The sequence below is a fragment of the Lysinibacillus alkalisoli genome, from assembly GCF_014643595.1.
GTDB classification, from domain to species: domain Bacteria; phylum Bacillota; class Bacilli; order Bacillales_A; family Planococcaceae; genus Metalysinibacillus; species Metalysinibacillus alkalisoli.
In genome coordinates, this window is record NZ_BMJT01000002.1 from 72,612 (window position 1) to 85,503 (window position 12,892).

Consider the following 12,892-nt stretch of genomic DNA (forward strand, 5'->3'; position numbering starts at 1 on the left):
AAAGCCGCCCTATGAGAGGACGGCTAATACTTAGCGCATTAAACGTTCTTGTTCGAGTTGTTCAATTAAATGATTAATATAGTGCAACACATGTTGAGAAGCTACTTCTAATTCTTTTAAATAGTTCTCGCCTTCTGCAATATTGCCACGATTATACGCTTCAACGGCAAGTTTAGCATTGTTATGCACATCAATGTGATAAGGCTCTAAGTCAATATAATCTTTAGAGTTGCTGAAACGTTCTTTTGTACGAGGTAAGTCGTACCATTTTCCTAAGCGACAGTCATGGTGGCTGGTCACAGAGCTTGGGTCAATTTGTTCAAGTCCAAGGAACATATTGTATACGCGCCATTTCCATAAAATATGGTCAGCTTTTGATAGTTGTAATAAAGCAATACTAGATAATTGAATATTGTTTTGCTCAATCAAATTGAGACGGAAACGATTAATTTCTTGTCCCATAGCATGAATATCGACAGACGTTTTAGAACCATGTTCACGAATATCTTCTTGTAAATCAGAAATCTCTACCATCCGTGTAGATACTTCATCGATTGCGGCTGCTTGTTCTTCAGAAATAGCGGCTGTATTGGTCACATCTAAATTAATATCCTCAATAGCATCGACAATGGCATTAAGGAGCGGTAGTGACTCGCGAGCTTCTGTAGTGGCTTCTTTAATAATGCCTGTCGTTTCAGTAATAGATTTTGATACATCGTTAGAATAACTCTTTAAGTGTTGTACATTAGATGATACTTCACTTAACGCAGATACTGTACCTTCAGCTAATTTACGTACTTCTTGAGCAACAACAGCAAAACCTTTACCATGCTCACCCGCTCTTGCTGCTTCAATAGAGGCATTAAGCGCTAGCAAGTTCGTTTGGTCAGCAATTTGGTTAATCAATGTCACTACACTTTCAATATCATTAACTCGTTTTTGCAATTCAGCAAAAGAACTTACAATAGAAGAGAATGTTTCTTCTGTTTTAAAGATTTCAGACAAGGCATGTTCAATTGCATTTTTACCTGTAACCGCATTATCGACAGATTCTGTTGTTTTTTCTGATATGCGTGCAGATGAACGAGCTACTTCGTTAATAGAGGCAGCAATTTGTTCAGTAGCGGCAGTAGATGACTGCAATTCTTCGCCTTGGCGATCCAAACTAAAGACAAGGTCTTTCATATACATAATTTTAGCATTGGCATCCATTAGTGTAGAAATCTCGCCAACTACTTTTTCCATTAAGCGCTCATCTTGTGCCTCTACTAACAATTGTTGATCGACATTAATTGCTGCTTGGAAGGAGCGTAAGTACTGAAAAGCAGTATTAGGTTTTAAACCGAAGTTATGTAAAATATGTGTAGTCACATAAAAGGCAAACTGATTAAAGACAACTATTACCTTACCTGCCTCATAACCACGTTCACGGAACATGTTGAAAAATTTAACGGTTGCATCCACATATTTAATATCGCGTTCATAAAGAAAGAACATCTCTAAGTAACGCTCTACATATTTCATTTCAATACGGTTGGCGCCTGTTGGTGAAATCTCAGCGAGATAATTAGTGAAAATCTGCTGCATAGAGGGTTGAATATTTTGCAGTTTTTCATATAACTCTTTTAAATGTGCCTGACTTTTTTTTGTAAAGTGATTAAATGCTAAATTATCTTTGAAACGCCCGGTGACAGGTAAATCTGTACCGCGTTTTAATAAGTCATCTAACTCAGCTTTAGGTCTCAAAGAACTGAACATCCAAGAATAACCTCCTACTAATCGCATTAAGTATTTTGTATTTTAATAGTATCATATGACTACTTAATTTGGTACAAAAATTAGCTAATATACGGTTTTTGAAACCTATTTATCATATGAAGCGTAATAAATAGCGTAATACAAAAAAATGACGTATGATTAAAATAATGTCATTACTATTGCGCAGTCTTTGGAACTACTTTATATAGAAGGAAAGGTCGAGTTAACATGTATCATGTCATTTATATGGTAGCGGATTATGAGCCTTGGTGGCAGTTTGAAGGTTGGGAAGAACAAATCGAGCAGCGTATGAGCTATACTACAGAAAACGAAGCGAATGAGGCATTACAAGCTTTAATCATGAAATTTAAAGCAATGTATGACCATGAACAAACGAAAGAGCAATACAACGTATTTTGGTCAGATGATGAGATTGTATATTGTGAAGCTTGTGAAGATGATGCGCAAATTTATCACGGTTTATTTATAATCAAAGATTAATTTGCATATTTAATTGACAAATTTATGAATGAGCGATATACTAAGTTTAACAATTTAAAGATTCATCGGAAACCAGAGATTCACATATTACAAAGAGTGATCGGGTTAGGTTCGATACTTTTTGTAATATGTGGATTTTTATATCTATGAAGATTTGCATATTGTTACATTTATTTTTTGGAGGTTTTCTCAAATGAAACAAGGTACAGTAAAATGGTTTAACTCAGAAAAAGGTTTTGGCTTCATCGAAGTAGACGGCGAAAACGACGTATTCGTACACTTCTCAGCAATTTTAGGTGAAGGTTTCAAAACACTTGACGAAGGTCAAAAAGTGGAATTCGAAGTTGTAGATGGCAACCGCGGACCACAAGCTGCTAACGTAACAAAACTTTAATCTTTGATTAAAGCGCATACTTAGTAAACCAAGAGATACCCGACTTGTCGGGTGTTTCTTTTTTCTAAACATAATGCAAGAAAATGTCCTTAATCTACCATTAAGGGCATTTTTTATAGCAAATACTAGCGATAATAGAACGTAGATAAGGAGATGACAAGTGCGTATCCGCGTATTAAAAATCGGTGTGACTAGCTTTGCATTAACCATTGTTGTAGCTTATATTGGCGTAAAAATAATGAAAGCGCAAGCGATAAACCTTACAGATGTTGCTACGGTGGGTGTGCTAACTGGTTTATTGTTTTCGAGTATGACATGGCAAGAAAAAGATGAAGAGGGCGGCATACAACAGAATGAAAAAATAGGTCGTCGCATTCAAGGGCAGAGTACAAAAATCAGCTATTATATTTTGCTCGTTGTTATTTTAGGTGCAGCAGTTATTGAGCAAGTTACCTATCACATGGTTCATCCGACTACACTGATGATTATGGGGATGTCCTTAATTTTAGTACCTGTTGTTGACTTTATATTGGTTAGAAAACATCAATGAAAAAGTGTTATCGAATATGCTCGATAACACTTTTTCTTATGCTGGTTTAATTTTATCTAGCGTATCTTTTACTTTAGTCGCATTGTCTATTTTATAGACAACTTGTTTTTTATCAGATTCATACATGAGGTAGCCCTCGTCAACACCGTCTTCTAACCATACATAATAAATGCTACCTAATACTTTCATTTTATAATTAGCTGTTTTAGGGTCACGTTTTTCATCAGTAACTTCTGCAAGTACGATAATTTCCTCAATTTGTTTGATAGCACCACGTTCTTTTACGCTATACACGTCTTGCTCGTCTTTTGGTGCACCACATGCGGCTAATAATACAACAGCTGTCAGTAATACAAGTAGTTTTTTCATTGTTTTCACCTCTTATCAAACGGTACAATGAAATGTCGCTAATGTAAAGTAAGTTAAGAGTGTTTTTATTTTATTCGAAAATTCGACTTAAATTTGCCATTTCAATGGCAGCTATTGCAGCATCATAACCTTTATTGCCAGATTTGGTGCCTGCTCGCTCAATCGCCTGTTCGATATCCTCAGTCGTTACAATACCAAAAATAGTAGGGACATCAGTAGTTAAACCGACTTGAGCAATGCCTTTAGCCGCTTCATTACAAACATAATCATAATGTGTAGTAGACCCACGAATGACTGTACCTAAACCAATGATGGCATCATATTTTTGAGTTGTCGCCATTTTTTTAGCAAGGAAAGGTACTTCAAATGCTCCTGGTACCCATACCACCTCAATGTTAGCCTCTTGTACACCATGACGTTTAAGCGCATCAACTGCACCCGCCAATAATTTATCGTTAATAAATTCATTAAACCGACCAACTACAATACCAATGGTTAAGTTTGTGCCAATAAGTTGGGCTTCAATTGTTTTTATCATTTATGATTTGCCTCCAGTAAATGTGCCATTTTTTGTTGTTTTGTTTGCATATACGTAGCATTAATAGGCGATAAACCAGCTATAAGTGGTAGGCGCTCCGCTATTATAATGCCATGTTCTTCAAGTTGTGTGACCTTATCAGGGTTATTAGTGAGCAGCCGAATAGTGGTTACGCCTAAATCACGCAACATTTGGGCACATAGTGCATAGTCACGTAACTCTGCCGCAAAACCAAGTGCTTTATTTGCTTCTACAGTATCCATACCTTCTTCTTGTAGCTCGTAGGTTTTAAGCTTATTAATCAAACCAATGCCGCGTCCTTCTTGACGCATATATAAAATAATACCTGCTCCTTCTTGTTCGATTTGCTGCATAGCTGTTTGGAGTTGAGGGCCACAATCACAGCGCAATGAAGCAAAGACATCACCTGTCAAACATTCCGAGTGAATGCGTACAAGAGGAGGTTGTTTGTGTATGTCTCCTTTAAATAAGGTGAGATGTTCTTTATTGTCAATTGTATTACCATAACCAATCATTTTAAAGTTTCCGAATGCAGTGGGGAGGTTTATGGTAGCTTCGCGTACGATGCGTTGACGATATTGTATTAAATCTGCAATTGTAATGAGCTTAAGGTTGAACTTTTGAGCCAGTATTAATAATTCAGGTAGTCTCGCCATTTCTCCATTTTCCTTCATTACTTCGCAAATGACGCCAGCAGGTGTAGCGCCTGCTAATTGTGCCAGATCAACTGCAGCTTCTGTATGTCCATTACGTGTTAAGACACCACCTTCTTTAGCCACTAATGGAAAGATATGACCGGGGCGACGAAATTCTTCGGCTACGGCATAGGGATTCAGCATAGCTGCAATCGTATCTGCACGTTCAAAGGCACTAATACCTGTCGTTGTTGTTTGATGGTCAATAGTTACTGTAAAAGCGGTTTGGTGATTGTCAGTATTATGAGAAACCATCGGATGTAATTGGAGTTGATCAGCTAATGTACGGTGAATGGGGGTGCAAATAAGTCCTTTTCCATGCGTTGCCATAAAATTGATAACATCTCCATCAGCATAATCAGCTAATGCGAGTAAATCGCCTTCATTTTCACGATCTTCGTCATCCACTACAATAATTACTTCCCCTTGTGTTAACGCATATAAAGCTTCTTCAATCGTATTAAACATGTCATAGGCCTCCTTAAAAACCATGTCTTTGTAAAAAATCAGCTGTAATTGTTGATGCTACTTGTTGTCTTTGTTGTGCTACGTGTTTACCAAGTAAATCCGTTTCAATGTTGACACCATCGCCTACACGTTTTTGCCCCAAAGTCGTTTGTTGATACGTGTGAGGTATGAGAGAGAGGGTAATGAGTAGTCCTTGTACACGAAATAAGGTTAAGCTAATGCCATCTATCGCAATAGAGCCACGTTCAAAGCATAATGCACTACTACTTGGTGAAATTGCAATATCAATATACACGGCATTAGCTACAGGTTTTATGCGTTTAATTATGCCAACCTCATCGATATGTCCACTGACAAAGTGCCCGCCGAATCGTCCATTTGCTAGCATAGCTCTTTCTAAATTAACAACATCCCCTCGTTGTAACGTATGCAAAGTCGTTGCTTTAACAGTTTCTGGCATAATATCTGCTTTAAAATACGTAGTTGTAAAAGAGGTAACGGTTAAACATACACCATTAACCGCAATACTATCGCCGATGTGTAAATCAGTCACAATTTGTTGTGCATTTATAACGAGCTGCATTGCCTGTCTTTCTTTCTGTATTGCTTGAATATGCCCTAATTCTTCAATGATCCCTGTGAACATGTGTCCACCTCCATTGTGATTTTTATATCGTTACCAAGTGTTGCTGTCTCTTTTATGCGTAGTTGATTATGTGTAGTTGTGGCAGCCATAGAGACAGCTCCAGTCCCTAATAATAAAGGCGCGATATATAAAACATAACGTTGTACCAATTGTTGTTGAATAAAAGAGGTGGCGATTTGTTGCCCACCTTCTACATAAAGCGTCATAATACCAGCTTGGGCTATTGTTGTTAAGACATCTTCCAAAGACCAATTGTTAGCTAAAAATACACGAACATGGTGAGCAGTAAAAGAATACGACTTTGTTGTGAAAAGCCAAGTGGGTACTGTAGTATCTTTTATGACGTTAACATGTTGTGGAAGTAGTCCCTGACGGTCAATTACAATACGAATCGGTTGTTTTTTATTAGCACTTAAACGATTGGTTAGTAAAGGATTATCGGTCAATATGGTTTGGCTCCCAACTAATAAGGCATCATGTTCGGCTCTTGCGTTATGAACATCTTGCTGTACGATATTACCTGTAATCGCCGTTTGTTGTCCCTTATTTGCACTAATTTTCCCATCAAGTGAAATAGCTTGTTTAAGCGTTACGAAAGGCATTTTTGTTGTAATATAGTGAAAAAAAGCTTCGTTAATTTGTTGCGCCTCACGTTCACAGACACCGACTATGACCTCAATGCCATTATCACGTAATTTTTTTACACCACTACCTGCGACTAGTGGGTTAGCATCAAGTGTTGCCACTACAACCCTTTTCACTTGTGCTTGTAAAAGGGCATCTACACAGGCTCCTGTACGTCCTTGATGTTGGCATGGTTCTAATGTGACATATACTGTAGCTTGCTCAGCATCATGACCCGCCATATGCAGAGCGTGGATTTCGGCATGTGCTTCACCAGCTCGTAAGTGTGTGCCTAAACCTACAATGCGGTTATGTTTTACGATGACACAACCGACAGCAGGGTTAGGTGAAGTTTGTCCTTTTGCTTGCGTTGCTAATTGTAATGCCGTTTGCATATAATTTTCGTCAGTCAATTTTCTTTCACCTCCATAAAAAAATCCCGTATGATACAACATACGGGGGATAGGCATCAACAAATAAGCCTACGTGAAACACGTCGCTTTGCCTAAACCTTCTCTCATCCAGACTGTACTGTCGGCTTTGGAATCACACCAAATCCTGCTTAAAAAAGCTCGCGGGCTATACCGCCGGTTGGGACTTACACCCGACCCCGAAGGAACCTTATTTAATAAAAAAAACCCAACCGTTATCATAGGTTGGGGTAAAAGGCATACACAAACAAACCCTAGCAAAATATCATGCTAAAGCGTGTATTCCTTCTCTCATCCAGACTATACTGTCGGCTTTGGAATCACACCAAATCCTGCTTAAAAAAGCTCGCGGGCTGTACCGCCGGTTGGGACTTACACCCGACCCCGAAGGAACTCATTCAATTAAAAAAACCTCCCATACGAATCATGGCGAGGTCAAAAAGTGTTGCACAAATAAACATTAGCAGTATTGCTAACATTTTATACATCCTTCTCTCATCCAGACTGTACTGTCGGCTTTGGAATCACACCAAATCCTGCTTAAAAAAGCTCGCGGGCTATACCGCCGGTTGGGATTTACACCCGACCCCGAAGAATTCATATTCGTATGTGACAATCATTATACATGAAAAGGAAAATAAAGCTAGAGGAAAATAAAAATTATGTTAGAATAAATTTTGGGGGTGTAAAATAATGAGAAAAATTTTATTATCAGGAACATTGGTGTTAAGTTTACTTTTTAGTACCGCACCACAAGGTATGGCGGCTACATTTAGTGACTTACCAACAAATTCTGAACAGCAAAAAGCCATTACAAAATTAGCAAATATGAAAATAATTAATGGCTATAGTGATGGAACATTTAAACCGCAAAAAAATATTACGCGTGCGCAAGTAGCTAAGATGATTGCTAGCGCAGTTGACTTGCCTGAAAGAAGAAGTCCAAAATGGTTTAAAGATGTGCCAGAAGACCATCCAAATCATGCGTATATTCAAGCTCTTTATCAAGCAGGCATCATTGATGGAGCGGGTGATCATTTTAATCCAGGCAAAGCGTTAACAAGAGGGCAGATGGCTAAGATTTTAGCCAATACATTTGCATTACCATTGCAAACGACTACCGTTTTTAATGATGTCTCTTTAACAAACGGTTACAATACGTTCATTGGTGCAATGGTAAAATCTCGTATTACAACAGGTTATGAAGACGGGACTTTTAGACCGAATCAAACGCTGTCGCGTGCACATTTCGCTGTTTTTATGAACCGCGCACTATTTGAAGAAGAGCGTCCTACAGCGCCTACGCCAAAGCCTGAACCTAAGCCGGGTAACCCAAACGATGGTGAGTATATCATACCTGGTGCACCTACAATGTTTAAAAATTGTACAGAAATGCGTAAATATTACCCAAATGGTGTAAAGCGTGGGCATCCTGCTTATGCTGATAAACATGACCGCGACCAAGATGGCTGGGCATGTGAACGCAATTAATAAAAAGAAGTACTACAGAGAATAGTGATCTCTCGTAGTACTTTTTTGCTGTTATTGACAAGGTCATAAATGGTTTACTGTTGAGATGTGTGTTGCTTTTCTGTAATTGTTTCGATATAGGTTGCCCATGTTTGAATGGCCTCTACAACTACTTGGAAAGCTTGTCCTTTTTCTGTGAGCGCATACTGTACTTTTTTCTTTGAGGATTCTAAATAAGTTTTTTCTACAAGACCAGCAGTTAATAATTCATTGAGGCGTTCCGTTAATAAACGATCTGAAATACCTGGGATATTTTCATGAATGGTGTGGTAACGCTGAGGGCCTTGTATAAGCACGTATAAAATAGCCCCCATCCAGCGCTTGCCAATAAATTCTACCGTATCATGATAGACCGTGCATAAATGTTCCGATGGTGAAGTCATAAAATCCCTCCTACTCTATGTAATTGTATCATATTCATTGACGATTTTACTTACTTTTGGTAAGCTATCGAATGTAAACTTACATAAAGTAAGTAACTAGAGGAGGCTTTTATTTTTATGACAACAACTACACAATCTACCATTGTACAAACAATGTATGAACGCAAATCGGTACGTAAATATGATGATACACACACATTAACGCAAGAAGAAATTCAAAATATCTTACAACATGCAGTAACTGCTCCATCTAGTAGCAATCTACAGCCATGGCGCTTCATTGTCTTTACGGATCAAGAGCATAAAAAAGAATTACGTGCAATGGCATTTAATCAAGAGCAAGTGGAAACAGCTTCAGCTGTTATTGCAGTAATTGGCAATCGTGAAATGTATAAGCAAGTGACACGCATTCAACAACAAAGTGTAGATGAAGGACATTTAAGTGAAGAACAGCGTGATATGATGATTGCTAATACAACTAAAACATATGAAAAATTACCCATAGATGTGTTAACACAAATTGCAACATTTGATACAGGTCTTATTAGCATGCAAATTATGTTACTAGCTAAAGATCAAGGATTAGATACCGTGCCAATGGGCGGTTTTAATAAAGCAGAGTTCCATAAACGTTACGCATTAGGTGAGCATGAATTTCCAGCTGTATTATTGTCATTAGGTAAAAAAGCTGGCGAAGCTTATGGTTCTTCACGTATTCCAGCAGCAGAATTAACGACTTTCTTATAAGATTGTATAGAACGAGTGGCACATAGTACTGTGTGGCTCGTTTTTTGTTTGACTTTGGTATAATAACATAGAAAGAGGTGAAAAAATGAAAAGAAATACCATTTATGTAGAGACGGAAATCCAAGCCTCTCTTGACGAAGTATGGCGATATACTCAAACCCCTCATTTACATGAACAATGGGATTTGCGCTTTACATCCATTACCTATCAACCTAAAACATCACCAATAGCAGATCAGCATTTTACATATTGCACGCGTGTAATGCCAGGAATAAAGGTAAGTGGTTGGGGTGTAAGCAAAGGGACTCATGAAAAAAACGGAATTAAAACGTCATCTTTACACTTTGGTACATCGCAAAAGATTTCGCCGATAAGAGAAGGCAAAGGCTATTGGCAATATCGACCTGAGAAAGAGACAGTCATATTTTTAACACAGTATGATTACACACCGCGTTTTGGGCGTATTATTGATCGACTATTTCGCCCATTAATAGCATACGGTACAGCATTAAGTTTTGATGTGCTAAAACGTTGGTTAGAGCAGGGAGAGTCACCTAAAACACAGTATCGACGATTTTTTGCTTGTATATTAATTTACGCAGTAATGGCTTTTATCTGGGCTTATCAAGGTATCGTACCTAAATTATTGATAATGCACCCTGAAGAAGTCGCAATGGTACAGTATTTGACATTGGGTAAAAGTGAGATTACCTTATGGGTTGTTAGAGCGGTTGGTGTACTGGAAGTACTATTTGCTATGGTATGGTTATTGCCTTTTCATAAAAAACGTTTATTACAACTTCAAGTGATTGGTTTTCCTATCTTAACCATAATCGCTTATACAGTGGGAGCAACTATTACAGCACCCTTTAATATGTTTACTTTTAATGCTGCGCTTTTTATTCTCTCTATTATTGGTGTATTACTTGTATATGAGGTACCTAGTACAAAAAGCTGCAAGAGAAAGAAGAGTGAATGAATGAGTATTTATCAGCGCTTACTTGGTCAAGATTTTAAAAGATTGCACCCTAAGTTACAACAGCGTTATACCATTCCAACAGGCGCAATGTTTCAAGCTCAAGGTGTAATGCATAGGGTTAAAGGAGGGCCATTTTGGTTAAAGCCCTTTTATACAATGGCAACAAAATATCATTTTTTATTTCCAGAGCAGGGGAGAGCAATTCCATTTCATATTACGAATATAAGCCGTATGAATGCACAAGGCGAGACAGAAGTTTACTGGGAGCGCGCCTTTCATTTTGCAAATCAAACGCGTTATTTTAACGCCACAATGACAATCGATGCTAATTTTACTAAGGTGAAAGATTATTTAGGCACACCAGCGCTATTTTATTCTGACTTGCATATGCATGTTACAAAAGAAGGGCGGCTACTTATTCGTTCAGGTGTGCAAAGATTTTGTATAAAATCAACAGAAATCGCATTGCCTCCGTTTTTGCAAGGACATGTTGTTGTTGAAGAAGGTTACGATGAACGTCAAGATGTATATACCATTCATGTTAGTATTAACAATCCATGGATTGGAGGAATAATGCATTATGCAGGGTATTTCACTACGTCATTCTAAAGCTATTACGCCTATAATTGGTATTATGTTATTAGGAGTAGCATATACATTATCGCCCCAAAGTGCCATGTATTATTATTTAACGATTGCCCAACTTGTCTTTGTCCCTATACTATTAGAACAAATTCTTAACTTACGCTATATGGACCGCATAGTGATTGTAGTTGGTCAAGTAGCGGTATTACTCTTAACTTTTTATAGCCAAGAAGCGTGGTGGTTGGCTGGTATTTATTTTATCGTGACTTGTTATATCGCATGGTTAGGAATTCGCCGTTTTATGGCACGTGGTTTTGTTGCTATAGAGGAATGTTGTATTGATATTGGTATCATTTATTTAGCTATGGGAGGCGCTTGGTTTTTTGCTTATCAAGCTAAAATAAATACAGGTTTTAGTGAACTAATTACATGGCTAACAGCTATTCATTTTCATTATTCAGCCTTTTTATTAGTCATTACAGTAGGTCTTTTTGGTCGAATGTATAAAGGGAAGTGCTATTTCCCAATCGCTTTTATTATCGTAACAGGACCTCTTGTAGTAGCGATGGGTATTACTTTTTCTCGTTGGATTGAAATTATCGGAGCAAGCTTTTATGTTTTAGCACTATTTATGTGGTTCTTCTTATTATTTAACACGCCGATCCCTAAAATCATACGCTGGCCATTCCGTATAGCAATTGGTGCGATTTGTTTCACCATTATTTGGTCTCTTTTATATGCCTTTAGTAATTTTACAGGCAGTGGTTTAGTGACCATTCCTGATATGTTACAATTTCATGGTCGTATTAATTGCTATGTTTTTGGTATGAGTATAGTGTTGACATGGATATTATATATGCCAGTAGCCTATGCTTCACCTTCGTTTCCAATCAGCAACTTAACAGGAAAGAATACGCCCTATCAAGAAAAATATCATGCGTTAGTTGATGATATGTCTTTATTTGTAACGCGTAAGCAAGTAGCACCAAAAGTACTACGTTTTTATGAAGATACAATGTCATACCAGTTATATGCTCGTGTAAAATGGGCTGTATGGTTTCGCCCCTTGGCCATTGTTTTTCATCTAATTAGTAAATATATGGCGCAGCTACATTTACCTATTACAAAAGATGAGGTAAAGATGGATGGGCAAATTCATATGATAGATCCTAAAATAGATGGTCGTGAGAAGCCAAGAGTTTGGCAGCGTTCAATTAATGGTGCTATCGTTTTTCGAGCAGTGTACGCGACACATCACAGTGATCGTACTTATATGAATATTGCATTACCACTACCTTTTAGTTGTATGCACGGTATTCTGAGAATAGATGCTCATCAGCACGGCTTATATTTAACTAGTCGCGGCAGTGGAGATGCAGGCACATATTTATCTACGCGTTTTGGTGTAATGAAATTGCCATTACATGAAGATTTTAAGTTATTTGAGCGTGAGGGTAACTTATATGCCACCCATGATATGACAGTATTCGGCATTCATTTTTTACATATTGATTACCGTATTGAAGATGGACTATCATTAATCTGATATGCTAAGATTGGCTCAACTTAAAACAGCACGGCGTATAGACACGTATGTTAAAACTTATTATCGCAAACTAAATGCTTATGAATCTACTAAGAGCAAGAGACGATTACTCGGATTGTCTGTTTTG

At 37.8% G+C, this 12,892-nt stretch carries 15 protein-coding genes and 3 riboswitches; of the genes, 8 read left to right on the forward strand and 7 right to left on the reverse strand.

All coding sequences use genetic code 11. The annotated features are described in order from the left end of the window. Positions 1-30 precede the first annotated feature (30 nt). Complete coding sequence (locus IEW44_RS02795; protein WP_188613506.1) at positions 31-1,758, reverse strand: globin-coupled sensor protein; 1,728 nt, start codon at positions 1,756-1,758, stop codon at positions 31-33. Between the two features lie 228 nt (positions 1,759-1,986). On the opposite strand from IEW44_RS02795, the gene IEW44_RS02800 reads away from it, so the two are divergent. The 3 genes from IEW44_RS02800 (at position 1,987) to IEW44_RS02810 (ending at position 3,203) form a co-directional block, all read left to right on the forward strand. Further along, entirely contained in the window at positions 1,987-2,259 is a 273-nt protein-coding gene (locus IEW44_RS02800) for a DUF1033 family protein (RefSeq protein WP_188613507.1), read from the forward strand. Between the two features lie 193 nt (positions 2,260-2,452). Then, complete coding sequence (locus IEW44_RS02805) at positions 2,453-2,653, forward strand: cold-shock protein (RefSeq protein ID WP_188613508.1); 201 nt, start codon at positions 2,453-2,455, stop codon at positions 2,651-2,653. Positions 2,654-2,813: 160 nt separating this feature from the next. After that, entirely contained in the window at positions 2,814-3,203 is a 390-nt protein-coding gene (locus IEW44_RS02810; protein WP_188613509.1) for a hypothetical protein, read from the forward strand. A 36-nt stretch (positions 3,204-3,239) separates the two neighbouring features. Here the strand turns inward: IEW44_RS02810 and IEW44_RS02815 are convergent, their stop codons facing one another. From IEW44_RS02815 to ribD, 5 genes are all read right to left on the reverse strand, one after another. Beyond that, a complete protein-coding gene (locus tag IEW44_RS02815) occupies positions 3,240-3,572 on the reverse strand; it encodes a hypothetical protein (RefSeq protein ID WP_188613510.1) in 333 nt (110 codons plus the stop codon). Positions 3,573-3,642: 70 nt separating this feature from the next. After that, positions 3,643-4,110 carry a 6,7-dimethyl-8-ribityllumazine synthase gene (gene ribH / locus IEW44_RS02820; protein ID WP_373286123.1) on the reverse strand — a complete coding sequence of 156 codons (468 nt, stop codon included), beginning with the start codon at positions 4,108-4,110 and terminating at the stop codon, positions 3,643-3,645. Next, complete coding sequence (locus tag IEW44_RS02825) at positions 4,107-5,294, reverse strand: bifunctional 3,4-dihydroxy-2-butanone-4-phosphate synthase/GTP cyclohydrolase II (RefSeq protein ID WP_188613511.1); 1,188 nt, start codon at positions 5,292-5,294, stop codon at positions 4,107-4,109. The genes ribH and IEW44_RS02825 overlap by 4 nt, the downstream gene beginning before the upstream one ends. 13 nt (positions 5,295-5,307) lie before the next feature. Beyond that, the gene (ribE, locus tag IEW44_RS02830) at positions 5,308-5,940 is read right to left on the reverse strand and encodes a riboflavin synthase (RefSeq protein ID WP_188613512.1); all 633 of its coding nucleotides are present in this window, start codon (positions 5,938-5,940) and stop codon (positions 5,308-5,310) included. Next, entirely contained in the window at positions 5,913-6,977 is a 1,065-nt protein-coding gene (ribD, locus tag IEW44_RS02835; protein WP_188613513.1) for a bifunctional diaminohydroxyphosphoribosylaminopyrimidine deaminase/5-amino-6-(5-phosphoribosylamino)uracil reductase RibD, read from the reverse strand. Before ribD ends, ribE begins: the two co-directional genes overlap by 28 nt. A 92-nt stretch (positions 6,978-7,069) precedes the next feature. Next, a riboswitch (FMN riboswitch) is annotated at positions 7,070-7,186 on the reverse strand. An 88-nt stretch (positions 7,187-7,274) separates the two neighbouring features. After that, positions 7,275-7,391, reverse strand: a riboswitch (FMN riboswitch). 87 nt (positions 7,392-7,478) lie between these two features. Next, positions 7,479-7,595, reverse strand: a riboswitch (FMN riboswitch). Between the two features lie 93 nt (positions 7,596-7,688). Here ribD and IEW44_RS16065 point away from each other — a divergent pair. After that, the gene (locus tag IEW44_RS16065) at positions 7,689-8,486 is read left to right on the forward strand and encodes an S-layer homology domain-containing protein (protein ID WP_188613514.1); all 798 of its coding nucleotides are present in this window, start codon (positions 7,689-7,691) and stop codon (positions 8,484-8,486) included. A gap of 74 nt (positions 8,487-8,560) precedes the next feature. Here IEW44_RS16065 and IEW44_RS02845 read toward each other — a convergent pair whose 3' ends face one another. After that, positions 8,561-8,908, reverse strand: a complete 348-nt coding sequence (locus tag IEW44_RS02845) for a winged helix-turn-helix transcriptional regulator (RefSeq protein WP_188613515.1) — start codon at positions 8,906-8,908, stop codon at positions 8,561-8,563. A 117-nt stretch (positions 8,909-9,025) separates the two neighbouring features. On the opposite strand from IEW44_RS02845, the gene IEW44_RS02850 reads away from it, so the two are divergent. The 4 genes from IEW44_RS02850 (at position 9,026) to IEW44_RS02865 (ending at position 12,765) form a co-directional block, all read left to right on the forward strand. After that, the gene (locus IEW44_RS02850; protein ID WP_188613516.1) at positions 9,026-9,655 is read left to right on the forward strand and encodes a nitroreductase family protein; all 630 of its coding nucleotides are present in this window, start codon (positions 9,026-9,028) and stop codon (positions 9,653-9,655) included. Between the two features lie 85 nt (positions 9,656-9,740). Beyond that, the gene (locus tag IEW44_RS02855) at positions 9,741-10,634 is read left to right on the forward strand and encodes a DoxX-like family protein (RefSeq protein ID WP_188613517.1); all 894 of its coding nucleotides are present in this window, start codon (positions 9,741-9,743) and stop codon (positions 10,632-10,634) included. Beyond that, the gene (locus IEW44_RS02860; protein WP_188613518.1) at positions 10,635-11,243 is read left to right on the forward strand and encodes a DUF4166 domain-containing protein; all 609 of its coding nucleotides are present in this window, start codon (positions 10,635-10,637) and stop codon (positions 11,241-11,243) included. It abuts the gene before it with no gap. Continuing rightward, positions 11,215-12,765, forward strand: coding sequence for a YndJ family protein (locus IEW44_RS02865; protein WP_188613519.1), 1,551 nt, complete (start codon positions 11,215-11,217; stop codon positions 12,763-12,765). The genes IEW44_RS02860 and IEW44_RS02865 overlap by 29 nt, the downstream gene beginning before the upstream one ends. Positions 12,766-12,892: the final 127 nt, after the last annotated feature.